Origin of the sequence: Oceaniovalibus sp. ACAM 378 (assembly GCF_008085915.1) — a bacterium.
Taxonomy (GTDB): domain Bacteria; phylum Pseudomonadota; class Alphaproteobacteria; order Rhodobacterales; family Rhodobacteraceae; genus Oceaniglobus.
The window spans coordinates 13564-37903 of record NZ_VSJK01000004.1; the positions used below are offsets into that span (position 1 = coordinate 13564).

At 61.7% G+C, this 24340-nt stretch carries 24 protein-coding genes; 7 read left to right on the plus strand and 17 right to left on the minus strand.

Translation table 11 applies throughout. The features are described from left to right. Window positions 1-2: 2 nt before the first annotated feature. The 13 genes from lpxB to pyrH all read right to left on the minus strand — a co-directional run bounded on the left by lpxB (window position 3) and on the right by pyrH (window position 12231). Entirely contained in the window at window positions 3-1163 is a 1161-nt protein-coding gene (lpxB, locus tag FQ320_RS06045) for a lipid-A-disaccharide synthase (protein ID WP_148470761.1), read from the minus strand. Continuing rightward, window positions 1160-1993: an LpxI family protein gene (locus FQ320_RS06050; protein WP_148470763.1), complete on the minus strand. Its 834-nt coding sequence runs from the start codon at window positions 1991-1993 to the stop codon at window positions 1160-1162. The genes lpxB and FQ320_RS06050 overlap by 4 nt, the downstream gene beginning before the upstream one ends. An 18-nt stretch (window positions 1994-2011) precedes the next feature. Then, window positions 2012-2827: an acyl-ACP--UDP-N-acetylglucosamine O-acyltransferase gene (gene lpxA / locus FQ320_RS06055; RefSeq protein WP_255509389.1), complete on the minus strand. Its 816-nt coding sequence runs from the start codon at window positions 2825-2827 to the stop codon at window positions 2012-2014. Next, window positions 2824-3276, minus strand: a complete 453-nt coding sequence (gene fabZ / locus FQ320_RS06060; RefSeq protein ID WP_148470765.1) for a 3-hydroxyacyl-ACP dehydratase FabZ — start codon at window positions 3274-3276, stop codon at window positions 2824-2826. Before fabZ ends, lpxA begins: the two co-directional genes overlap by 4 nt. 107 nt (window positions 3277-3383) lie before the next feature. Continuing rightward, entirely contained in the window at window positions 3384-3974 is a 591-nt protein-coding gene (locus tag FQ320_RS06065) for an OmpH family outer membrane protein (protein WP_148470767.1), read from the minus strand. A gap of 1 nt (window position 3975) precedes the next feature. Continuing rightward, the gene (bamA, locus tag FQ320_RS06070) at window positions 3976-6351 is read right to left on the minus strand and encodes an outer membrane protein assembly factor BamA (RefSeq protein WP_148470769.1); all 2376 of its coding nucleotides are present in this window, start codon (window positions 6349-6351) and stop codon (window positions 3976-3978) included. 145 nt (window positions 6352-6496) lie between these two features. After that, window positions 6497-6622 (minus strand): hypothetical protein, encoded by a 126-nt coding sequence (locus FQ320_RS26310; protein WP_255509390.1) that lies wholly within the window; start codon window positions 6620-6622, stop codon window positions 6497-6499. An 87-nt stretch (window positions 6623-6709) separates the two neighbouring features. Further along, complete coding sequence (gene rseP, locus FQ320_RS06075; RefSeq protein WP_148470770.1) at window positions 6710-8056, minus strand: RIP metalloprotease RseP; 1347 nt, start codon at window positions 8054-8056, stop codon at window positions 6710-6712. A 12-nt stretch (window positions 8057-8068) separates the two neighbouring features. Beyond that, complete coding sequence (dxr, locus tag FQ320_RS06080) at window positions 8069-9235, minus strand: 1-deoxy-D-xylulose-5-phosphate reductoisomerase (RefSeq protein WP_148470772.1); 1167 nt, start codon at window positions 9233-9235, stop codon at window positions 8069-8071. A gap of 13 nt (window positions 9236-9248) precedes the next feature. Beyond that, window positions 9249-10037 carry a phosphatidate cytidylyltransferase gene (locus FQ320_RS06085; RefSeq protein WP_148470774.1) on the minus strand — a complete coding sequence of 263 codons (789 nt, stop codon included), beginning with the start codon at window positions 10035-10037 and terminating at the stop codon, window positions 9249-9251. Continuing rightward, the gene (gene uppS / locus FQ320_RS06090; RefSeq protein WP_255509391.1) at window positions 10034-10771 is read right to left on the minus strand and encodes a polyprenyl diphosphate synthase; all 738 of its coding nucleotides are present in this window, start codon (window positions 10769-10771) and stop codon (window positions 10034-10036) included. The genes FQ320_RS06085 and uppS overlap by 4 nt, the downstream gene beginning before the upstream one ends. Before the next feature lie 91 nt (window positions 10772-10862). Then, window positions 10863-11426, minus strand: coding sequence for a ribosome recycling factor (gene frr / locus FQ320_RS06095; protein ID WP_148470776.1), 564 nt, complete (start codon window positions 11424-11426; stop codon window positions 10863-10865). A 67-nt stretch (window positions 11427-11493) separates the two neighbouring features. Further along, a complete protein-coding gene (pyrH, locus tag FQ320_RS06100) occupies window positions 11494-12231 on the minus strand; it encodes a UMP kinase (protein WP_148470777.1) in 738 nt (245 codons plus the stop codon). A gap of 81 nt (window positions 12232-12312) precedes the next feature. On the opposite strand from pyrH, the gene miaA reads away from it, so the two are divergent. The 3 genes from miaA (at window position 12313) to ilvD (ending at window position 16069) form a co-directional block, all read left to right on the plus strand. Continuing rightward, complete coding sequence (gene miaA, locus FQ320_RS06105) at window positions 12313-13200, plus strand: tRNA (adenosine(37)-N6)-dimethylallyltransferase MiaA (RefSeq protein WP_148470779.1); 888 nt, start codon at window positions 12313-12315, stop codon at window positions 13198-13200. 129 nt (window positions 13201-13329) lie between these two features. Beyond that, window positions 13330-14133, plus strand: a complete 804-nt coding sequence (locus FQ320_RS06110; RefSeq protein ID WP_148470781.1) for an AraC family transcriptional regulator — start codon at window positions 13330-13332, stop codon at window positions 14131-14133. Between the two features lie 103 nt (window positions 14134-14236). Beyond that, complete coding sequence (gene ilvD / locus FQ320_RS06115) at window positions 14237-16069, plus strand: dihydroxy-acid dehydratase (RefSeq protein WP_148470783.1); 1833 nt, start codon at window positions 14237-14239, stop codon at window positions 16067-16069. A gap of 76 nt (window positions 16070-16145) precedes the next feature. Here ilvD and FQ320_RS06120 read toward each other — a convergent pair whose 3' ends face one another. Beyond that, window positions 16146-16745, minus strand: coding sequence for a lytic transglycosylase domain-containing protein (locus FQ320_RS06120; RefSeq protein ID WP_148470785.1), 600 nt, complete (start codon window positions 16743-16745; stop codon window positions 16146-16148). A gap of 155 nt (window positions 16746-16900) precedes the next feature. Between FQ320_RS06120 and ssb the strand changes: the two genes are divergently transcribed. Next, window positions 16901-17431, plus strand: coding sequence for a single-stranded DNA-binding protein (ssb, locus tag FQ320_RS06125; RefSeq protein ID WP_148470787.1), 531 nt, complete (start codon window positions 16901-16903; stop codon window positions 17429-17431). A gap of 289 nt (window positions 17432-17720) precedes the next feature. Further along, window positions 17721-18662, plus strand: a complete 942-nt coding sequence (locus FQ320_RS06130; protein WP_148470788.1) for a ribokinase — start codon at window positions 17721-17723, stop codon at window positions 18660-18662. Between the two features lie 39 nt (window positions 18663-18701). On the opposite strand, the gene FQ320_RS06135 is transcribed toward FQ320_RS06130, so the two are convergent. Further along, window positions 18702-20369: an iron ABC transporter permease gene (locus tag FQ320_RS06135; RefSeq protein ID WP_148471096.1), complete on the minus strand. Its 1668-nt coding sequence runs from the start codon at window positions 20367-20369 to the stop codon at window positions 18702-18704. Between the two features lie 119 nt (window positions 20370-20488). On the opposite strand from FQ320_RS06135, the gene FQ320_RS06140 reads away from it, so the two are divergent. Beyond that, entirely contained in the window at window positions 20489-21364 is an 876-nt protein-coding gene (locus FQ320_RS06140; RefSeq protein WP_148470790.1) for a hypothetical protein, read from the plus strand. Window positions 21365-21890: 526 nt separating this feature from the next. On the opposite strand, the gene FQ320_RS06145 is transcribed toward FQ320_RS06140, so the two are convergent. Then, complete coding sequence (locus FQ320_RS06145; protein ID WP_370513036.1) at window positions 21891-23009, minus strand: S-(hydroxymethyl)glutathione dehydrogenase/class III alcohol dehydrogenase; 1119 nt, start codon at window positions 23007-23009, stop codon at window positions 21891-21893. Between the two features lie 690 nt (window positions 23010-23699). After that, entirely contained in the window at window positions 23700-23984 is a 285-nt protein-coding gene (locus FQ320_RS06155; RefSeq protein ID WP_148471097.1) for a DUF2312 domain-containing protein, read from the minus strand. 137 nt (window positions 23985-24121) lie between these two features. Between FQ320_RS06155 and FQ320_RS06160 the strand changes: the two genes are divergently transcribed. Beyond that, a complete protein-coding gene (locus FQ320_RS06160) occupies window positions 24122-24337 on the plus strand; it encodes a hypothetical protein (protein ID WP_148470794.1) in 216 nt (71 codons plus the stop codon). Window positions 24338-24340 lie beyond the last annotated feature (3 nt).

The following is a 24340-nucleotide window of genomic DNA, read 5'->3' on the forward strand; positions in this document are numbered from 1 at the left end:
GTTCAGGCGCCGTCGATCCCATCGAGAACAGCACGGGCGGCGCGCAGACCCGGCGCATCGCCGCCCTTGCCGAGTGCCTGCATCGTCTGAGCCAGAACCGCCCGCTGGGCGTCCGGCGCGGCAAGCAATGCGTCCAGTGCAGCCGCCATCGGCCCGGGGCGGCAGGCGGGGCCGAGAAATTCAGGCACCAGTCGGGTTTGCGTGACCAGATTGACCAGCGTCACCGTATCGATCAGCGCCATTCGCGACATGATCTGCCAGCTGAGCCAGTTCATGTCGTATCCGACAATCATCGGCGTATCGGCCGCCGCCAGTTCCAGCGAAACCGTGCCGGATGCGGCCAGCGCCACATCGGCAGCGGCGAAGGCCACGGGTTTCATGCCCTGCGCCCGATCCGACGCCGCGCCCCGGGGGTCGACGACCACCGGGCCTCCCGGCCAACCCTGCACCGCTTGGGTCACCCGGTCGGCAACGCCGGGCGCAACCGGCACGACGACGCGCAGATCGGGACGGCGCTGGACAAGCTGCGCGACGGTTTCCCCGAAGACCGGCAAAAGACGCCCCACCTCGCCTTGACGTGATCCCGGCAACACCAGCAAAAGCGGCGCTGCCCCGATGTCATTGTCTGAGCGGAACGCGGCGATCTGCGCAGGCGATACGATGGGTTCAGCGACCACCGGATGACCAACGAAATCACAGCGCATGCCCGCCGCCTCCATCAGCGGTGGCTCGAACGGCAACAGGGCCAGCACCTGATCCACATGGGGCGCCATCTTTGCCGCCCGCCCCGGACGCCAGGCCCAGACCGACGGCGCGACATAATGCACGGTGCGGATCCTGCGCGCGGCCCGCACACGGGCGGCAACACGCAGACAGAAATCAGGACTGTCGATGGTGATCAGAACATCCGGATCGGCCGCCAGAACCGCATCTGCGGTCTGGATCATCCGCGCACGCAACTGGCGGTATTTGGGGAGCACCTCGGCAATACCCATGACGCTGAGCTCATCCATGGGAAACAGGCTGGTCATGCCCTGTTCCGCCATCAGCGGACCGCCGACACCCTGAAACGCCATGCCGGGATCAAGCGTCTTTAGCCCGGCCATCAGCGCAGCACCCAACCGGTCGCCCGATGCCTCGCCCGCGACCAGAAACACCTTCATTCCGGCGCTCGCGACCAGACGAAAATCCCCGCGTCGTCGGCCATGCGCAGCAGCAGGTCACGCTCAAGCATGACGATCCCACGCGCCTCGGTGACGATCCCGGCCAATCCCAGAGATGCCGCCAGCGCCACAGTGTCCGGGCCGATGGCGGGCAGGTCGATCCGCCAATCCTGCCCCAGTTTCGGAGCTTTGAACAACAACCCGCCTTTGGTCGCCGGCAATTCACTCACGTCATCGGCCCCGGCCATCAGAGCCAGACTGCGCAGCATCCAATCGGTGCCCGCCTGCGCCTCGATCGCCAGCGCCTGACCCCGGGCAACAACAACGCCCTGTCCGATATCTGCCGGCGCCATGGCGGCAAGGATGCCGGCAGCGCGGGTGGCATCTTGGCGCGACCGGTCCGAAGGTGTCGCACGGGTCAGAACGCCGTCATCGGCCAGCAGGTCTGGCACCAGATCGGTTGCGGCGACAATCTCAATCCCCGCCGCTTCAAATAGCGCCAGAACTGTACGCAATGCGCCATCATCCCCCTGTTCTAGCGCGGACATCAGGCGCGGGACCAAAGGCAGGGTTGCGGCATCAATGCGTGCCGGATCGATCAGCGGGCGGCGCACGGCTCCGGCAAAACAGGCGCGTGTCACCCCACGTTCCAGCAATGTCTTGATCAGCGTGCCCAGAGTTTCCAGCCGGAAAATCACCGCGTCATCGCACGCGAAATCCGGCGGATCATCGGCAAGCCGGGCCACCAGCACCGGGTCACCCCTTGCCTCCAGCGCGCTTAGAATCAGCCCCGGAAGCCGCCCGCGGCCTGCAATCAGTGCCAGTGTCATCGGGGATTCATGTCCGGCTCATGACGGAGTCAGAAAGCCACGGTCACTGTCGACCAGAATGAAATCGACAATCTTGCGCACATAGTCGCTGTCGGTGTCGTGCTGCAACCGCCGGGCGCGGTCGACGAACGCGCCCTCGCCCTGTTTGAGCATCTGGAATGCGGCGCGCAGGGCGGTGATGTCGGCACGGCTGACGCCTTTGCGCTTCAGTCCGACAAGGTTCAGCCCGTCCAGCTCTCCGCGCGGGCCCTGCACCAAAGCATGGGGGATCACGTCATGGGTCACCATCGTGACCGCACCGATAATCGCGCCCTCACCGATCCGCACCCATTGGTGTACACCCGACAGACCGCCGATGATCACGTCGTCACCAACGACACAATGGCCGGCGAGTGCCGAATTGTTCACCATGATGACCCGGTTGCCGACCTGCGCGTCATGGGCAACATGCGAACCCGCCATGAACAGGCAGTCGTCGCCCACCCGCGTCACGCCACCGCCGCCGTCGGTGCCGGTGTTCATCGTCACATGTTCGCGGATACGGCAGCGGGCGCCGATTTCCAGCCGCGTCGCCTCGCCCGCAAATTTCAGATCCTGAGGAATTTCGCCAATGATCGCAAAGGGAAAGATCACGGTGTCCGCGCCGATGCGCGTCAATCCGGTGATCACCCCATGGGATTTCACCACCACGCGCTCGCCCAGTGTCACATCCGCGCCGATCACCGAAAACGGCCCGATACTGGCGCCTGCACCGATCCGCGCGCCCGGCTCGATGATGGCCGAGGCGTGGATGGTCGCGCCGGGGTGGATGCCCTCCGCCGCGCCGCCGCTCACTTGGGCAGATCCATCATCGCGGTGAACTCCGCCTCGCAGGCCAGTTCACCTGCCACTTCGGCGCGACCATGGAATTTCCACACTTTGCCGCCGCCGCGTTTGGTCGTGATGAAGAGTTCCAGAACATCACCCGGAACCACCTTGCGGCGGAACTTGGCGCTGTCGATGGACATGAAATACACCAGAAACGCCTTGTCGGCGAGATCGAGATCAACCCCGACCATCACCGCCGCCGTCTGTGCCATCGCCTCGACGATGGTTACGCCGGGCATGATCGGCGCGCCGGGAAAATGGCCCTGGAAATGCGGTTCGTTGAAGGAAACATTCTTGATCCCGACCGCAGATTTCGATCCGTCGATATCGCGCACCTTGTCGACCAAAAGAAACGGATAACGATGGGGGATAATCCGCTGGATCAGCTGGATATCGGCGCTGGTCTTGTCGGTCATTGGGCGATCCTCTCGTGTCGGTCCTGACTAGCAACTGCGCCGCCCCGCCGCAAGTTGGTCGATCGGCACCGATATGTTCGGTTGATGACGCTGTCGAATCCTGCCGGTCAGTCTTGGTCGGGAACGGGCGCAGGCGGTTCGGTGGCTTCGTTCACGCCGCTGCCGATGGCCGCATCAATCCTCGCGATCGCGGCTTCGGTGATGTCGATTACATCAGCGGCGAGAAAAACCACGCGCTCATCCAGAATTGCCACGGCACCGCGTTCGCGCATCAACTGGCTCAAGATTTCGGCAACGCGGGCAAAAAACACCTGCTGGCCTTCATCGCCTGCGCGGTTGATGGCGCGGGTCTTGGCATCCTGTTCACTGCGGATCGCAACGACACGGCTGTCGAATGCTTCGGCCTCGGCGCTGAAATCCTCGATCGACATGGACCGACGGCGTTCGGTCAAAGACTGTTCCTCGGCCATCAGATCGGCTTCGATCACGCGGTTTTCAGCGGCCAGTTCCTCTGATGCCCGGGCAATGTCGTCGCGGATACGCTGCCCAAAAGCCGAACGCAGAAACAGAGCTTCCTGATTGACCGTCAGAACGGGGGTGACCTGCTGCGCCACTGCGCGACCGCCCACCGGCGTCATCGCCAGCAGGGCCGCCAGACAAAACGGTAAAACACCGTTGCGCAGACCACCGCCCACCATATCAGAACTGGGTCGAGATCGTCAGGTTGAAGTTCTGCTCATCGTCGTAATCTTCCTTTTTCAACGCCTTGGAGAAGTTGAAACGCAGCGGGCCAATCGGCGTGTCCCAGAACACCGAAACCCCGGCCGCGACCCGCAGTTTGAACGCATCGTCAACCTCAACCCCGCCCGCGCCTGCGGTATTGTCCAAGCTCCAGACCGATCCTGCGTCAAGAAACACACCGCCGGAAATGCCGTATTCTTCGGGAAGTCCCACAGGAAATTCAGCTTCCAATCGGCTGACTGCGTACATGTTGCCGCCCAGAACGTCCTGATTGACTGTTTCCAGATCGCGCGGGCCGACGCCACGGGACGAGAATCCGCGCAACAGGTTCGGCCCAAGGAAATACCGGTCGGTCAATCGGGTGGTGTTGCCGTTCAGGGAATGCACAGCGCCGCCTTCCACCGTGGCGCGCAGAGTCACCTCTTCGTTCATCACCTTGGTCTGGACAATCGCCTTGGCCGTCGACTTTACATATTTGGTATCGCCGCCCAGACCCGCGAAATCCTGCCCGAACTGCAACAGGATGCCGGTGTTCGGGCTCAGCCCGCCGCGCCGCGTGTCATAGGTATAGGTATAGCCAAGCGAACTGGTCTCCTTCGATCCCACTTCATCCAGCAGAATCGGAGAGTTGAGCGGTTTCCCGGTCGGCGTACCGTCGTCCGTACCTGCGTCTACGTTCAGGATGGTATCTTTCGATCCGGAATACCGAACCCCGAGCCGCCCAAATTCGGACACTGGAAAATCAAGCCCCGGCGAAACGCCGACAACCCGGGTGTCATAGAACGAATTGTCCTGCTCAGTCACCGAATAGAATGCCCGGAACGAAAAGGCCAAATCACGCCCAAGAATGGCAGGCTCGATGAACGTAAAGTTCGACGAGGTGGAATCGGTGCCCGAGGTCACCGAGAAACTCAACGTCTGACCACGACCCAGAAAGTTACGCTCCGAGAACGAAACATTCAGTCCCGCGCCCGAGTCGGCTGAGTAGCTGCCGCCAAAAGACAGGCTGCCGGTGGGTTGTTCCTCGACGTTAACGCCAACGACCACCTGATCCGGGGCCGTTCCCTCGCGGGTGTTCACATCAGCCGTGCCGAAATATCCCAGCGCACGGATGCGTTCTGCCGCCTGCCGGATCTGGCGCGGGTTGAACGGATCGCCCTCGACCGAGTCAAACTGCCGCCGGATGACACGGTCAAGCGTTGTCTGGTTGCCCTCAATATCGATACGCTCGACAAAGATCCGCGGACCGCGTTCGATCACGTAATCAATGTTCAGGATCAGGTTGCGGTCATCGCGATTAACCTGAGGCGTTACCCGAATGAAGGTCAGTCCTTTTTTCAACGCCAGCCGTTCCATCCGATTGATATCGTTCTCAAGCGCGACAGGTGAATAGGTCTGACCGACACGGGTTTTGGTGACGCCAAGAAATTCCTGCGCATCGACGCCCGGAAGAACGCTTGAGGCGCTGATTTCGCCAAACTTGTAAGCCTGGCCCTCTTGCACCGAGAAAGTGACAAAGAAGGCATTGCGTTCACGGCTGAATTCGCTGTTCACGCTCAAAGTCTGGAAATCGATAAAGCCACGGGTTGCGTAAAAGTCGCGCAACAGCTGCTTGTCCAGTTCCAGCCGGTCAGCCACGAAGGTGTCGCGTTGGATCACGGAACGCAGCAGCCCCGCCTGTTTTGTTTCCAGCACACGGCGCAGCCGATTGTCAGAAAATGAGCGGTTGCCGACAAACGACAGACGCTCGATCTCGACGACCTTGCCCTCAACCACCTCAAACACAAGATCGACGCGATTGTCGGACCGGCGGATGATCTTGGGGGTGATCGTCGCGGCAAGACGCCCGCGCGCTTCGTACATCTCGACCATGGATGCCGCATCCTGTTCGGCCACCGTAGGGTTATAGACGCGGCGCGGCTGCGACTTGACCAAGGTCAGAAGTGGCTCGTCCTTGATGCGCGCATTGCCTTCGATGTTGATCCGGTTGATCGTCGGCCATTCCTTGACCCGGATCACCAGCGTCGAACCGCCGGGCACCAATTCCACAGTTTCAAACAGACCGGAATTTACGATCCGCTGATAGGCGTCGTTCAACTCTGCGCCCGATACCGCTTCTCCGCGGCTGATCGCGGCATAGGACAGAATCGTTCCCGGCTCGATCCGCTGGTTGCCTTCGATCGTAACCGAATTGAATTGAAATGCCTGCGCCTGAGCGGGGGAAGCGGAAAGACCCGCAAATCCACCAAGGGCCAAAAGAAAGACAAGGCAGAAACCCTTGATCCAGGTTGCCGTCTGTGCCCGGCGCCGAACGCCTGTATTCACGATGCCCATGTGCCCCAATCCGATGCCGACTTCCAGTAGTGCCTGAGTACCGGCAACAAAGGGGCTTGTCAAAACGCACAAGGCCCGGAATCGCTTATTTATGCATTCCGGGCCTTAAAACCATAGATGTTGTCAGATTATCGATGCTTCGGGGTCACAGGGACGCCAGAAATGCCGCCGTCATCAGGGCCGCACCGAGCACGCCAAAAAATACGATCCGGTCGAAACCAAGCGAAACCAGCAGGGAAAAGCTCCGCGCTCCGGCTTGAATATGTTGCATGTCCGATGGCCCTTTCACATGGCAGGTTCGCTGTTCGCTCGGTCATACCCACGGATTGTGGCCGCAATTTGGCGCAAATCCGGGAAATCAGGGGCAGAACAGATCGTTCGTCAGCGCAAAGAGCATCAGCGCTCCAAGCAACGACAGCCCGACGATCATCAGGATCCGCAACGCACCTTCACTGGGCGGGCGGCCGGTCACCGCCTCATAGGCGTGAAACACCAGATGGCCGCCATCCAGCACGGGAATCGGAAACAGGTTCAGCAATCCGACAGCCGTGGACAGGACGGCGATGAACCAGATAAAGGTCAGCCCGCCCTGCGATGCTGCCGCGCCACTGGTCTGGGCGATGCCGATGGGGCCCTGCATATTGCAGCTGCTGATCGCGCCGACTGCCATGTTATACATGCCCGAAATGCTCATCTGCGCGATGCGAAGCGTCTGTGTCGCCGCTTGCCCGATGGCCGTGAACGGTCCCGGCGTTTCGGTCTGCGGGGTAAAGAACAGCCCGCCGGAAATGCCGATCAGCCAACGGGTTTCGAAACCACCACCGGCACCGGGCAAATCCACGCGACGGGGCGACAAAACGATGGTTTCGGTCTGTCCGTCGCCCGCCACATCGCGCCAGATCTCAAGTGTCAGTGGATTGCCCTCGGCCGCGGCCACCTTGGCGGGCAGTTGATCGAAGGCAAAGATCGGATCACCATCAACCGACAGGATGACATCGCCGGTCTGCAATCCTGCATCCATCGCCGCCGATTGCAGATTCACGCCGTTGACCAGCGGTGGATAAGGATGCGGCCCCTGCACGGTCAGCGTTTCGTCGCCGCGTCGGACAAGATAATCGACCTGCGGCTCCTTCGGCAGCGTTTCGATATAACCGTCCAGCCCGGCAAGTGCGGGCGTATCGCGCCCGGCAATCGCCAGAACCTCATCACCCGATTGCAGCCCCTGCACCTGATAGGGCAGCGGCATCACCTGGTCCACGGTCAGCGGGTCGCTGGCCACGCCGCGAAACATCATCACCGCGGTAAAAATCAGGATCGAGAACACAAAGTTGAACCCCGGCCCGGCCGCAACCGTGGCTGCCCGCGCCCAAAGCGGTGCGCCGGACATGGTGCGCCGACGCTCGGCCGCGCTCAGCCGGGTGACATCGGCGGTTTCGACACTGGCCGCATCGGCGTCTCCGGCAAATTTCACATAGCCGCCGAAGGGCAGTGCGGCGATCTGCCATTGGGTGCCGCGCTTGTCGGTCCGGGTGTAGAGGACCGGCCCAAACCCCAGCGAAAACACATCCGCATGGATGCCAGACCAGCGCCCAACGATGTAATGGCCGTATTCATGCACCGCGACGATGATCGAAAGTGCCACGATAAACGCGGCAACCGACCAGAAGAAGCTGCCGAAGGACGGGATCAGCCCGAGAAAATCCATGATATACCTGCCTTAGTGTCTTGCGACGATGATCTCGTCTGTCCGTCTGCGTGCCAGATGGTCTGCCGCTGCGACCGTATCAAGCGCAATCGTGTCATTCATCAGGCGGTCGGCTGACATCTTCGTCAACACGCCCTCGACCACCACCGCCATATCGGTGAACCCGATCCGCCCGGCGATGAACGCATCAAGCGCCCGTTCCTTTGCGCCGTTGAACACCGCCCCGGCCAATCCGCCGGCCTGCATCACCTCGCGCGCAAGGCGCAGCGCGGGATACCGTATCTCGTCCGGTGCGGCAAAGGTGAACTGCCCCAGCGCCGCGAAATCCAGCCTCTCGACCGGCAGCGCTTGACGGTGCGGCCAGTTGAGCGCGAAGCCGATGGCGTGGCGCATATCGGGTGGCCCCACATGCGCCATCAGCGCGCCATCGACAAAACCGACCATAGCGTGAATCATCGATTCCGGATGGATCAGCGGCTCGATCTTTTCCGGCGCTATGCCAAAGAACTCGTGGGTTTCGATCAGTTCCAGCGCCTTGTTGAACATGCTGGCGCTGTCGATCGTGATCCGCTGGCCCATGGACCAGTTGGGATGGCAAGCCGCCTGTTCGGGTGTGGCACGCGCCAGACGCTCCAGCGGCCAGTCCCGGAATGCGCCCCCCGATGCGGTGATGATCACCCGTTCGACCGCGCCCACGTCTTCACCGATCAACGCCTGAAAGACGGCGGAATGTTCGCTGTCCACAGGCAGGATTGTCGCGCCGTGCCGCCTTGCCGTGGCCAGCAAAAGCGGCCCGGCACAGACCAGCGATTCTTTGTTGGCCAGTGCCAGAGTGGTGCCTTGCTCCAGCGCCGCCATGCCCGGGGCCAGCCCCGCCGCGCCGACGATGGCGGACATGATCCAGTCGGCAGGCCGGCGCGCGGCATCGACCAAAGCACCCTGCCCCGCCGCCGCTTCGATGCCCGATCCCGACAGGCGATCACGCAGATCGTCAAGACAGTCCTCATTCGCGGTCACAGCGATTTCGGCCCGGTGCAGACGCGCAAGTTCGGCCAGTCGCGCCACGTTGCGACCTCCGGTCAGCGCGACCACCCGGTATGCACCTGGATCGCGCCCGATCAGATCCAGAGTGTTGCCGCCGATGGATCCCGTGGCGCCGAAAACCGAGATCCGCCTCATATCTGCAGATGCCTCATGAAAGGCCCGGCGGAAAATCCACAAGCTGCCAGACCAGCAGCAGGAATATCGCCGCGCCTAGCATCCCGTCGAACCGGTCGAACAACCCGCCGTGGCCGGGCAGCAGGTTGGAACTGTCTTTGACCCCGACGCGCCTTTTCACTGCGGATTCCGCGATGTCGCCCATCTGCGCCGCCATGGCCAGCGCGATTGAAATGCCGATCAGTTGAGGCCCGGCACCGGTGGATGCCACGAACAGCCACCCGACAGCCGCCGCTCCGATCCAACCGGCAATGGTGCCCGACCATGTCTTTTTCGGGCTTACGCGGGGCCAGAACTTTGGCCCGCCGATGAACCGGCCCGCGAAATATCCGGCAACGTCCGAGGCGATCACGATCAGCGCCAGCCACAGCATCCAGACAAAGCCGAAATCCTGTCGCAGGATGAACAGTCCATACCCGGCCAACAGGATCATCACCGTATAAAGCATAAACGTGACGCGGCGAAGCTTGAGCTGACCGAACCCCACAAAGGCAGGCACGATCAACAACGGCAGCGCGTAACCGGGCGGCATCTGGTCAGCGATCAACAGCGCCAGACCGGCAAACCCGGCAATCAGCAGCGCCGGCGCGTCCACGTCCAGCATGCGGGTCAGCTCCCACACCATCACGGTGGAAATCACAACAGTCAGCGCCAGAAACAATACGCCACCGGCCCAGACACAGGCCAGCCCGACCACTGCGATCGCCGCCCCCGAGCCCATGCGGACGATCAGGTCGTCCCACTGTCCGGGCTTGGCGGTCATGCAGATACGGCGCCGAACCGACGTTCGCGCCTGCCGAATCCAGCCAGAACCGTGGCGAATTCCGCCGCGCTGAAATCCGGCCAGAGCGTGTTGATGAATTCATATTCGGCATAGGCCGACTGCCACAGCAGAAAGTTTGAAATCCGTGCTTCGCCGCTGGTGCGGATCACCAGATCCGGGTCGGGCAGAAAACAGGTGTCAAGGAACCGCGCCAGTGTCGTTTCGTCGACGGAATGCGGATCGATCCGCCCGGCCGCCACTTCGATCGCAAGCCGTTTTGTCGCCCGCGCCACTTCGTCGCGTCCGCCATAGTTCAGCGCGACGGTCAGATGCACCCGGTCGTTCTTCGAGGTCAAAAGCTCGATCTCGTCCATCACCTTGCGCAGTTTGGCGTCGAGCTGCAGCCGGTCCCCGATAAACCGGACCCGCACGCCTTCGGCCAGCAGATCGCGGGCCTCGGACTGGATATAGCGACGGAACAGCTTCATCAGTCCGGAAACCTCAACCTGGGTGCGTTTCCAGTTCTCGGTCGAAAAGGCAAAGACGGTCAGGTATTTTACGCCATGGTCGGGACTGGCGCGCACGATCTCTTTCACCCGCTTCACCCCGGCATGGTGGCCGAACAGGCGCGGCTGGCCGCGGGATTGCGCCCAGCGGCCATTGCCGTCCATGATAATCGCAACATGGCGGGGTCCGCCGGATTTCGTTTCGGGTGTTGTCACTGCGGTGGTCAAACTGCCTCTCCTCACTCGGTGGGCATTGCCGCGCGACGCCCCTGGGGACAAGCACGGAGAACGGGCGCGAAAGGTTTCGCACCCGCGCAGGTCAAACCTGCATGATTTCTTCCTGTTTGGTGATCAAAGTGGCGTCGATGCGCGCGATCGCCGCATCGGTCAGATCCTGCACTTCGGCGGTCCAGACCTTGTGATCGTCTTCGGACATACCGGCGGCCTTCAGCTTTTTCAACTGGTCCATCCCGTCGCGCCGCACGTTGCGGATGGCGACGCGGGCATCTTCCGAGCGGGCTCCGGCCACTTTGGCCAGATGGGTGCGGCGCTCTTCGTTCAGTTCCGGGATCGGCAAGCGGATCGTCATACCGTCAATCACCGGATTGATCCCCAGACCGGATTCACGGATCGCCTTTTCCGTCTTGCCCATCAGTGACTTGTCCCAGACGGTGACGGTGACCATACGCGGTTCGGGCACGTTGATCGTACCCACCTGATTGATCGGCGTCAGCTGTCCATAGGCATCAACCATGATCGGCTCGACCATCGAGGACGAGGCGCGCCCTGTGCGCAGCGATGCGAATTCGTGGCGCAGTGCGTCCAGCGCCCCGTCCATCCGTCGTTGCAGATCAGCTGTATCCAGCTCTAATTCGTCGGCCATTGTCACACCTCGCGTACGATATTACGCCGGGCAATTCCCGCCCGCGCGGTTTTTTCAGTTTATAACGTCAAGCGTGCACGATTGTATAGGTGCCTTGCCCCGCCAGAATTCCACGGAAACCGCCCGGTTCATCCAAGGAAAACACCACAATAGGCAGTCTGTTGTCGCGGGCGAGTGCAATTGCGCTGGCATCCATTACCTTGAGGTTCTTTCTCAGCACCTCGTCATAGCTGACTCTGTCATAGCGTTTTGCATCCGGATTGGTCATCGGATCCTTGTCATATATGCCATCGACCTTGGTGCCTTTAAAGATCGCCTGACAGGCCATTTCATTTGCGCGCAGGGTCGCTGCGGTATCGGTTGTGAAATACGGGTTGCCGGTGCCGGCAGCAAAGATCACCACCCGTTTTTTCTCAAGGTGGCGCACGGCACGACGGCGGATATAGGGTTCGCAGACCTGATCCATCGGAATCGCGCTGATCACCCGGGTGTGGATGCCCAGTTCTTCCAGCGCGCTTTGCATCGCAAGGGCGTTCATCACCGTGGCCAGCATGCCCATGTAATCGGCGGTTGTGCGCTCCATCCCCTGTGCGCTGCCCTGAAGGCCGCGAAAGATGTTGCCGCCGCCGATCACCATGCAGATCTCGACGCCTAGGTCGCGCACGGATTTCACCTCGGAGGCGATGCGCTGAACCGTGGGCGGGTGCAGCCCGAAGCCCTGGTCGCCCATCAACGCCTCACCGGATATCTTGAGCAGGACACGGTCGTACGTGACCTGCGGCATCGATTCGGAATCGTCGGCCATCGGGGTGCTCCTGCGCTGTGATTGTATCGGGGCGACAAATGGCGCAAAAGCCGACGGGTTTCAACGGCGCAAAGGCTGCACATGCCCTTTAGACGGATCATCGCCGAGGTAGGGCCGGATCGTCCGGTGTTGATCGCCGGACCAACCGCCAGCGGCAAGTCGGCGCTCGCGCTGGAGATCGTTGCGCGCCATGGCGGGGTGATCGTCAATGCCGATGCCTTGCAGGTCTATGGCAACTGGCGCGTCCTGACGGCCCGCCCGTCGCTGGCCGAGGAACGCGCGGCCCCGCATCTTCTGTACGGCCACATCGCATTTGATGCGCCCTACTCTACCGGGCACTGGTTGCGCGATGTGGCGCCAGTTCTGAGCGGGCCACGTCCGGTGATCGTCGGTGGGACGGGGTTGAATTTTACCGCTCTGACCGAGGGGATGGCCGAGATTCCGCTGACGCCCTCGGCGATTCGGGCGCGGGGTGACGCGATAATGGCGGACGAGGGTATAGAGGCGCTGCTGGCCGCGATCGACCCGGAAACCGCGCGCAGGATCGACCGCGCCAATCCCGCCCGCGTTCAGCGTGCATGGGAGGTGCTGCAAACCACCGGGCGCGGGCTGGCCGATTGGCAGGATACGACCCCCCCGCCCCTGCTGGCGCTGGCCGATTGCCTGCCGCTGGTGCTGAACCCCGGGCGCGACTGGCTGACTGAAAGGATCTCGCGGCGGTTCGACACGATGCTGGAGCAGGGTGCACTGGACGAAGCGCGCGAAAACCTGCCCGGCTGGGACCAGCGCCGCCCGTCATCGCGCGCCATCGGGGCGCCCGAACTCATCGCGCACCTGCAGGGCACCATGACATTGGATCAGGCACGCACCCGCGCCGTGATCGCCAGCCGACAATATGCCAAACGCCAGCGCACCTGGTTTCGCAATCGAATGAAACACTGGCAGGCGGTGGAACTGTCCGGCGATTGAGAACAATCGCGCCCTCACCACAGACTCCGTTTGACTCCTCGCCCGTTTACCATGACGCTTTCATCCAGCCCCGTTCAGCAATGCCGGGGCACTGCCGACCGACGTTCCTCTGCCAGGGTCCGATCAGACATGACATTTGCCGAAACCGCCCTTTTGGGCTTCCGCCTTGTTCCGCTTCAGCGTTTCGCGCTGGGGGACCGGTGGCGCACCGAAGCGATGCGCAGCTATTCCGGCCCGGTCCTGTACTGGTTCACCCGGGGTCAGGGGCGAATCACGGTAAACGGTGTGACCCGTGGCTATGGCCCGCACAACGCGATTCTGCTGCCTGCGGGCACGATGCACGGGTTCGACATGATGGGGCAGGTTTCGGGGGTCGCATTGTTCTTTCCGCGCGACAGTGGAATCGACATGCCGGTCAATGCGCTGCACCTGCGGCTGCGCGATTCCCAGTCACAGTCGGAAATGGCGCACCAACTGGAAAGCGTGCAACGGGAACTGCAACTTGGCGCCGAAGCGATGGAGCGTGCGTTGCAGCACCACGCCGGGTTGCTGACGGTCTGGATGGAGCGTCAGGCCGGCCCCGCAGCCCTTGACGACGGCACCGACCAATGCGCCGCAGACCGGATATCAGCCGCGTTCACCGCCTTGATTGAGCGGGATTTCCGCACGGGCCATGGCGTGTCCGACTATGCCGCCCAACTGGGTGTCACCGCGACCCATCTGTCGCGCTGTTGCAAGATCACATCCGGGCGCACCGCGTCGGCCCTGTTGCAAGACCGCGTGCATTTCGAGGCTCGCAGGCTGCTGCGTGAAACCCGGGTGCCGATCAAGGATGTGGCGCAATCGCTCGGCTTCCGCTCGGCTGCCTATTTCACCCGCGCGTTCCACCTGAAGACTGGGCAGACACCATCGGCGTTCCGCCGCGCCGGCTGATCCCGCCGACTGGGCCATTGCCTGCACCGCTTCCGGCCCTTTCCGCCCCCTGCGAAACCAGAGTATGCAGGGGCGACTCGTACCTTGGAAAGGAACCGCACCCATGCCCGTCTATCGCTCACGCACCACCACCCATGGACGCAATATGGCGGGGGCCCGTGGGCTCTGGCGTGCGACCGGAATGACCGACAGCGACTTTGGCAAACCGATCATCGCCATCGTCAACAGCTTTACCCAGTTCGTTCCCGGCCATGTCCACCTGAAGGATCTGGGGCAAATGGTGGCGCGCGAAGTCGAGGCGGCAGGCGGTGTGGCCAAGGAATTCAACACCATCGCCGTGGATGACGGAATCGCCATGGGCCATGACGGAATGCTCTATTCCCTGCCCTCGCGCGAAATCATCGCCGATTCGGTCGAATATATGGTCAACGCCCATTGCGCCGATGCGATGGTCTGTATCTCCAACTGCGACAAGATCACGCCCGGGATGCTGAATGCCGCCATGCGGCTGAACATCCCCGTGGTGTTCGTGTCGGGCGGACCGATGGAGGCGGGCAAGGTCGTGTTGGAAAACGGCGTGGAAAAGGTGCTGGATCTGGTCGATGCCATGGTCGCCGCCGCCGATGACAGCGTGTCGGATGCGGATGTCACGGCGATCGAACGTTCGGCCTGCCCGACCTGTGGGTCCTGCAGCGGCATGTTCACCGCCAATTCGATGAATTGCCTGACCGAGGCGCTGGGTCTGGCCCTGCCCGGCAACGGTTCGGTCCTTGCCACCCATTCGGATCGCAAACGGCTGTTTGTCGAGGCCGGGCATCTGATCGTCGATCTGGCGAAACGGTATTACGAAGGTGATGACGCATCGGTCCTGCCACGCAACATCGCCACTTTCGCCGCGTTCGAAAACGCGATGACACTGGACATCTCCATGGGCGGATCGACCAACACCGTGCTCCACCTGCTGGCTGCTGCCCATGAGGGCGAGGTGGATTTCACCATGGCCGCCATCGACCGCCTGTCGCGCGGCGTGCCGGTGCTGTGCAAGGTCGCGCCTGCCAAGGCCGATGTGCATATGGAGGATATTCACCGCGCCGGCGGCATCATGGCGATCCTCGGCGAACTTGACCGCGCCGGGCTGCTGGATACATCCGTCAAATCAATCCATTCCGCCGATCTCAAGGCGGCGCTGGAACGCTGGGATGTGAAACAGACAACGGCGAATTCGGTGCATGAATTCTATGCCGCCGCCCCCGGCGGTGTGCCGACCCAGACCGCGTTTTCCCAGTCGCAACGTTACGCTTCCGTTGATCTTGACCGCGAGAATGGCGTGATCCGCAGTGCCGACCATGCGTTCAGCAAGGATGGCGGGCTGGCTGTGCTCTATGGCAATCTGGCCGAGGAAGGCTGCATCGTCAAAACCGCAGGTGTGGACGAATCGATCCTCACCTTCACCGGCCCGGCGCGGGTGTTTGAATCACAGGACGATGCCGTATCCGCGATCCTGACCAACAAGGTGCACCGCGGCGATGTCGTACTCATCCGCTACGAGGGGCCGCGCGGCGGTCCGGGGATGCAGGAAATGCTCTATCCCACCAGCTATTTGAAATCCAAGGGGCTGGGCAAAGACTGTGCCCTGATCACCGACGGGCGGTTTTCGGGCGGATCAAGCGGGTTGTCCATTGGCCATGTCTCGCCCGAAGCAGCCGAAGGCGGCACCATCGGTCTGGTCGAGGAAGGCGATGCAATCGTCATCGATATCCCCAACCGGATCATCCGGCTGGATGTGGACGAGGCAACATTGGCTGAACGCCGCGCCGCGCGCGAGATCAAAGGCTGGAACCCCGACAAGCCCCGCCCGCGCAAGATCACGACCGCGCTGAGGGCCTATGCCGCGCTGACCACCAGCGCCGCAAAGGGCGCGGTGCGTCAGGTCTGAAGCGCGATTACCCGGGCACCCGTTTCCGGCCAATGGCCATGCGGGTGCCGGGGTTCTGCAACCGCCGGATCGCCGGTCAGTTGCCCCAGATCGTAAGCACATAATTGCGGGTTTCCTTGTACGGCGGAACCCCACCGTGCTTTTCCACCGCCCCCGGCCCGGCGTTGTATGCGGCCAGTGCAAGACGCCATGTCTTGAACGTCTCGAACTGCTGGCGCAGATATTTCGCGCCGCCTTCCAGATTTTGTTTCGGGTTGTTTGGATCGACCCGCAGTCGCTGGGCGGTGCCCGGCATAAGCTGTGCCAACCCGATGGCGCCCTTGTGCGACACCGCACCCGGGTTCCAGCCCGATTCCTGCTGGACAAGTCGCAGGAACAGTTCTTCGGGCACGTTGTGCATACGTGCCGCTGCGCGTGCCATCGTCAGATAAGGACCGTTGTACTTGCCCACATAACGCGGCGCCGTTTCGTCGGAACCGCGCGACGGAATACTTACCGTTTCAGGGCGCAGTCGGGCTGAATTGGCATATTGCTTTGACGCACGATCATCCAGAACCCGGGTTTGCGAGCTGAACAGCTTGAGCCGACTCTTGGATGACACGGTCAGGGTATCTGCCGCACCCAACCCGGGAAATGTCACGACAACCGCCAGAATCAGCGAGGTTTTGCCTATCATTCGCTTAGCCCAATCGATATTTCGTCGCGACTATACTCCAAGCCGGAATGAAATCCACCCTTGGCGCGACGACTACAACTGTTAAACCGGGACGGCTGCGGTATAACACCGGGCGCGAACGCGGGAATCAGCGCAATCAAAAGGGAAAAGGCACAATGGCAGGTTCAGTGAACAAGGTTATCCTGATCGGCAATCTGGGCCGTGACCCCGAAGTCCGGTCCTTCCAGAATGGTGGCAAGGTATGCAATCTTCGCATCGCCACATCGGAAAACTGGAAAGACAAGAACACCGGCGAACGCAAGGAACGGACCGAATGGCATTCGGTCGCGATCTTTCAGGAAGGTCTGGTGCGCATCGCCGAGCAGTACCTGAAAAAAGGCTCGAAGGTCTACATCGAGGGCAAGCTTCAGACCCGCAAATGGCAGGATCAATCGGGCCAGGACAAGTACAGCACGGAAGTCGTGCTTCAGGGGTTTGATGGCGTTCTGACCATGCTGGACGGGCGCGATGGCGGATCGGGTGACCGTTCCTCCAGCGACCGTGACACCGGCTATGATCAGGGCGGTCCGGATCGCGGCTATGGCGGCGACAACGACCGCGGCGGGAATGACCGAGGCGGAAACGACCGGGGCGACAGCGGCGGGCGCGGTTCGGCCAGCGACATGGACGACGAAATTCCGTTCTAGTCAGCGGTTCGCGGCGGTGTTCAAACGCACCGCCGTTGACCCGTTCTTAATAAACGACGTCCAAATTGACAAAGGCCCGCGCCGATCCCAGCTTTCGGCGCGGTCTGGGAGGAGTTCTTGACTATGTTGGCCATCTGTAAATCACTCGTCACATCAAGGCTCATGAATGGTGTGAAAATGCCGTTCCCGAATTCGATTGGCCCCACTGCACCCTTGCCGGGTTTCGTCACCGTATTCGCTGACAAACAGCAGGTGTCTTGCGGCTTCACCCCTCGCCGGGGCGTCTGAGATGGCAGGTCGCGTTGTCATCACCGGCATTTTTGCCGCCGATTCCACATTCCGCGCCGGGCGTTTGCCTGTGATTGGCGAAACCATATTGGGTCAGGGATTTGCGCTTGGCCCAGGCGGCAAGGGCAGCAATCAGGCGGTTGCCTGTGCCCGCGCCAGTGGCGGGTCGAAAACCGGAGCCGAGACCTATTTCATCACCCGTCTTGGGCAGGACACTTTTGCCGATATGGCGCTTGACCTGTGGCGCGACGCGGGCGTGATCCCGGCCGTCACCCACCATCCCGAATCCCATACCGGCGCTGCGTTCATCTTTCTTGAGGCGGGCACCGGAAACAATGCGATCATCGTCTGCCCCGGCGCGGCAGGCACCATGGGCCCCGCCGATATGGACGCGCAACAGGAATTGATTTCTGGTGCCGACGTCTTTCTGACCCAGCTGGAGCAACCGCTGGATGCGGCGCAGCGTGGTCTTGAAATCGCGCGTGAGGGCGGGGTAACGACGATTCTCAATCCCGCGCCCGCCGCCGATCTGTCGGACGCCATGCTGGCGCTGTGCGACTGGATCACCCCCAATGAATCCGAATCCGAGGCGTTGACCGGCCTGCCCGTCACCACCACGACCGAGGCCGAAGCAGCCGCCCGCGCATTGCAGGCCCGGGGCGTCGGCAACGTGATAATCACCCTTGGCGCGCTGGGCGTACTGGTCTGCGCCGGCGACGGTGACGCGGTGCATCTGCCCGCTGTGGCGCCCGGCCCCGTGGTCGAAACCACCGGCGCGGGCGATGCGTTCAACGGTGGATTTGCGGCGGCACTGGCCCGGGGTGATGATCCGGTCACGGCAGCGCGGTTCGGTTGTGCGACAGCCGGAATTTCGGTTACCCGCCCCGGCGCCGCCGCCTCGATGCCCGGGCTGGACGAGATCACGGCGCTGCTGGCTCGCTAGACATTTGCGCCCGCTGTTATCCGTGCGACCCGGTCCCGATCAGGCCCGGTTTGCCCGCGCCAGAATTGCCACCGCAACCAGACCCACCGCCATCACCAGCAGGGCGGCAGGTGCTGCGTCGCCCAAACGCTCAAGCGATGCCTGTTCATGCACCCGTGTCGCCAAGGTGTTGTAATTGAACGGCCGCAGCAACAAGGTGGCCGGCAGTTCCTTGACGCAATCGACAAAGACCAGCAACAGCGCGGTGCCCACCGACCCGCGGATCAGCGGCACATAGACGCTGGTCAGCGTGCCCCCCGCACTGCGCCCCAATGCGCGCGCAGCCATCGGCAGGTTGGGCGACACACGCCCCATCGCCGCATCCGTCGCGCCCTGTGCGATCGCAAAGAACCGCACGGAATAGGCCAGCACGATCGCCGTTGCGCCGCCGGTCAGCAACAGCCCCGGATCCGTGCCGCTGATCGCGGTCCAGACATCGGCCAGCCGGTTGTCAAAAGCCGCCAGCGGAATCAGCAATCCCAACCCCAGAACCGCCCCCGGCGCGGCATAGCCGATGGTCGTCACCGGCAGCAGGGCGCGCGGCAGCGCGCGTCCGGTCAGCCGCACTCCGTAAACCAGAATCAGCGCCGCCCCGACGGTCAGCAAAGCAGCCAGCCCGCCCGTCGCAACCGTATGCCAGAACGCGCGAAGCAACCCGGGATCGACCCAGCGGTCGGGTTTTTCGACTGCGTGGGACAGAATCACTCCGACCGGCAGCACAAAACCGAATGCGAAAGGCAGCGCACAGGCCACCGTCGCCGCCCAGCCGCGCCATCCCGTCAACTCTGTCGGAACGACGCCGCGCTGCTGGCGTGACATCTGATGAAACCGCGAACGCCGGCGCGACAGCCGCTCGATCATCACCAGCCCCAGAACCAGCGCCAGTATGACCAGCGCGATCTGCGCCGCTCCCCCCGTATTGCGTGCCTCCAGCCAGACGGTGAAGATCCCCGTGGTCAGGGTCTGCACCGCGAAATAATCGACGACGCCGAAATCATTCACCGTTTCCATCATCACGATGGCCACACCGGCGGCGACCGCAGGCCGGGTCAACGGCAGGCCTACCCGCCAGAACCGCGCAAACGGCCCCGCACCCAGCGCCCGTGCCACATCGAAAGACGCGCCCGAAAGTTCGCGCAATCCGGCCCGGGTCAGCAAATAGACATAGGGATAGAGCGATGCCGCAAGCACCAGAACCGCCGCCTCGCGGGAACGCACCCGGGGGAAAAAGTAATCCGCAGCGGATGTCCAACCCATCATGGCGCGCAGCGAGGTCTGCACCGGCCCGGCGTAATCCAGAAAATCAACCAGCGCATAGGCCCCGACATAGGCCGGAATCGCCAACGGCAGCAGCAACAGCCATTCCAGCCAGCGCACGCCCGGAAAGCGGTACATCACCACCACCCATGCCGCCCCCGCGCCGATTGACCCGGCCAAAAGCCCGGTGCCGATCATCAGAAACAGCGAGTTGCCCAGATACCGGGGCAGCGTCGTGGCCATCAGGTGCGGCCAGATATTCTCGGACGGATGCAGCGCCAGCCAAAACACCGATATCAGCGGCAGCAGCACCAGCGCGGCAATAACAAGCGCGGTCGCCGACCACGGATCGGGCCGCCAGCGAAATCGTGACCGCGGCGCGGCGGGACTCTGAGCGTTTTGGTTGGTCATTGCGCCCGCATAGACCTTTGACGTTTCCCTGTCCATCAAACCGCCTATATATTGATCGCAGAATGGCCCCGGACAATCCTGCACCGAAAATCGCCATAAACTCGGAGACAATTCCCTTCATGGATATAGCGATACACCTCGGCGCCCATTGCACCGACAGCACGCGGTTGCTGCGCACTTTGTTGCGCAATCGCGACCATCTGTCGCCCTATGGCGTCAGCGTGCCCGGACCCGGCCGGTATCGCGATGTTCTGGGTCAGGTGATGAACGTGCTGCGCGGTGAACCGGCCACCGGCGACACACGCGATGTGGTGCTTGAATCGGTGCTGGAAGGCGACGAACCCGCGCGGCTGATCCTGTCGAATCCGAATTTCATTTCGATGCCCGCGATGGCGGTCGATGGGCGGCACCTTTATCCAAAGGCGCACAAAATCGCTTGGCTGCGCAACGTTTTTCCCGACAATCCGGTGGCTCTGTATCTTGCCATCCGCAACCCGGCCACCTTCATTCCCGCGCTGTACGGTTCCATGCAGGGTGCCGCATCTTTCGAGGATTTTTCGTCCGGGTTTCGCCCAAGTGACATGCGCTGGTCAGAAACCGTGGCACGAATCCGGGCCGCCTGCCCCGACTGTCCGCTGACCGTGTGGTGTCACGAAGACTCTCCGCTGATCTGGGGCGAGATTTCACAGGCGTTGGCCGGTGTCGATGAAGATGCCGGATTGCACGGCGGATTCGATTTGCTGCGTCAGATCATGTCGAACGAGGGGATGCAGCGACTGCGCGCCTATACCAAGGGCCATCCGCCGTCCAACCAGACAGCGCGCCGCCGGGTGATGGGGGCGTTTCTGGACAAGTTCGGGCTTGAGGATGAAATGGAGGAAGAGATCGACCTTCCCGGCTGGACCGAAGATCTGGTCGCGCGGATGACCGAAACCTATGAGGCAGATCTGGATACCATTGCCGCGCAGCACGGGGTAACCCTGTTGCATGCCTGAATTCGTGGCCGGGGGCTTAACCTTCAGGCCTGAGCTTGCGCGGACCTGAACATCTCAGGCATGCCACAAGATTTTGCCGAGCAGTACTGTGCAAAGCCGTTCTGCAAAATAGCTTTGGTGCCATCGCAAGGCGGGATCTGAACAATCACCTCAATCACGGCCCAAAGATATCCTGTGTGATCCTAACCACTGCATTCAGCTGCGGGGTGCGCGTGTCCATAACAGCAAGAATATCGACGTCGATTGCCGCACAATGCGCTTGTCGTCTTTACGGGTATCTCGGGGGCAGATTTCAGTGTCCCCGGACTGCGACGGCAAAAACTGCGGCGCGGGTCGCTTTCGGTAGAATTTGCACGGCTGGATATCGGTGAGTTGTCGCAACTCACGCGCCTTTTGGCGAACCCCGGCAGAACCGTTTGCCAGCCGGGCAGCCTATGCGGGTTTGGGCCAGACGAATTGCGGACGCAGGCCTGAAAACAAAGGAGCAGCGGCGCGATGTTGCGCGCCGCCGCCCGGTCGAGTGTAATTACTTGTCGAAGTGGATGACGCTGCGGATGCTTTTGCCTTCGTGCATCAGCTCGAATGCTTCGTTGATGTCCTCAAGTCCCATGGTGTGGGTGATGAAGTCGCTTAACTTGAATTCACCCTGCAAATACCGCTCGACATAGTCGGGGAGTTCCGAGCGGCCTTTGACGCCGCCAAAGGCCGATCCGCGCCAGACACGGCCAGTAACCAGCTGGAACGGACGGGTCGAGATCTCCTGCCCCGCACCGGCCACACCGATGATCACGGATTCACCCCAGCCCTTGTGGCAACATTCCAGCGCCGAGCGCATGACATTGACGTTGCCGATACACTCGAATGAATAATCAACGCCGCCGTCGGTCAGTTCGACAATCACATCCTGGATCGGCTTGTCGTAGTTCTTGGGGTTGATGAAATCGGTCGCGCCCAGCTTGCGGGCCAGATCGAATTTGCTTTCGTTGATATCGATCACGATGATCCGGCTGGCTTTGGCCATTGTCGCGCCGATCACAGCCGACAGACCGATGCCGCCCATGCCGAAGATCGCGACGGTGGCGCCTTCTTCGACCTTGGCGGTGTTCATCACGGCACCGATGCCAGTGGTGACGCCACAGCCCAGGAGGCACACCTCTTCAAGCGGCGCCTCGGGGTTTACCTTGGCCAGCGAGATTTCCGGCAGCACGGTGTATTCCGAGAATGTCGAACAGCCCATATAGTGCAGGATCGGTTTGCCGTCCTTGAAGAACCGTGTGGTTCCGTCGGGCATCAATCCCTTGCCTTGAGTTTCGCGGATCTTCTGGCACAGGTTGGTCTTGCCGGACTTGCAGAATTTGCACTCGCCACATTCGGGCGTGTAGAGCGGGATAACATGGTCGCCCACGGCAACGCTGGTCACACCTTCGCCGATGGATTCGACAATGCCGCCGCCCTCGTGGCCCAGCACGACGGGGAACAGCCCCTCGGGGTCATCGCCGGACAGGGTGAACGCGTCGGTATGGCACACACCTGAGGCAATGATGCGCACGCGCACTTCGCCCTTTTGCGGCGGCATTACGTCAATCTCTTCGATCGAGAGCGGCTGGTTGGCGGCCCAGGCAACGGCTGCCTTGGATTTGATCATCTCGGTCATGGGGACTCACTTTGCTTTGATGAAAAACCGCTCGTGCAGCGGTTGATACGAGGGGTCTACACTAAACTTGCTGCGCCATAATCCCAAATTTCGGTAAATTACGATTGCGGTAGTGGCGCTTTCACGAACGTCACAAGACGCGCCTCACCCCGGTCAACGGGAATATTCGCTGCAACAGCGGGTGGTCTTTGGTCGATGCCGCACGAAAGGGCGTCGGAATCGTCCAGCTGCCGGACTAATACGTCGAAGCTGAATTTCAGGCGGGACGGCTGATGCCCGTGCTTGATGCATATCGCGCAGCGGACGATGGCATCTTGGCGATCTATCCGCAAAACCGTCACCTGTTACCGAAGCGCGGGTTGCTTCTGGACCATTTGGCCCAGGGATTGAGCTGACCCTACACGTACGCACCGCTGACCGGTTGGCTGGCACGATGGCGCAGGCCCAAATTTAAAATTTGATAAAAAATGCTTGACGTAGTCGTCAGATCTCTTTTGCATGGTCCGGGACCACTCAACGGCACATGGATCATGTCGCAGACAGCAGTCGCGCTGGCACACAAAACCAGAGCATTCGCGGAATTGTCACGCTCAAAAACGCGGTGTTTTCCATAGAAACAGGCGCTGCACAACACTTTCAAAGCCCGCACAGCGCCTGTGTTCATTGATATTTATTAGGTCTTTACGCCATTCCCAGCGCAGCTTTATACATCTCCAGCACCGCTTCTTCCTCGGCCAGATCATCTTTGTCGCGTTTTCGCATGGCGATGATCTTGCGGATCACTTTGGTGTCATAGCCACGGCCCTTGGCCTCGGCCATCACCTCTTTCTGGGCTTCGGCGATGTCCTGTTTTTCTTGCTCAAGCCGTTCGTACCGCTCGACGAACTGGCGCAGTTCCTCGGCGGCGACGTGATAGCCCCCTTCGGACGGTTGCGCGGGGGAATGTGCGGGGGATTGGGATGACATATCGCTCATGCTCGACCTCTTGGCTGTTTTGCCGACAATCCCTAATCAGACCGCCCGCCCATCGCAACCCCGCACGGACGTTGCCATGGCTGCCCGGCCGGGTTAGGAGCGGCTTTTATGCAACGCGGAGCGAACGAATGGATGCCCTGATCTGGAGCGGTGCGGCCCTGTCGCTGTCCGGCCTTGTGGCCTTGATCTGGTGCATCGTCGCGGCGATGCGCGTGCGGCGCGAAGGGCTTGACGATGCGGCGATGCGCGCAAGACTGCAACGGCTGGTGGCGGTCAACATGGGCGCGCTGGCGCTGTCGGTTCTTGGGTTGATGATGATTACCGTCGGGATTTTCCTGGCCTGACGC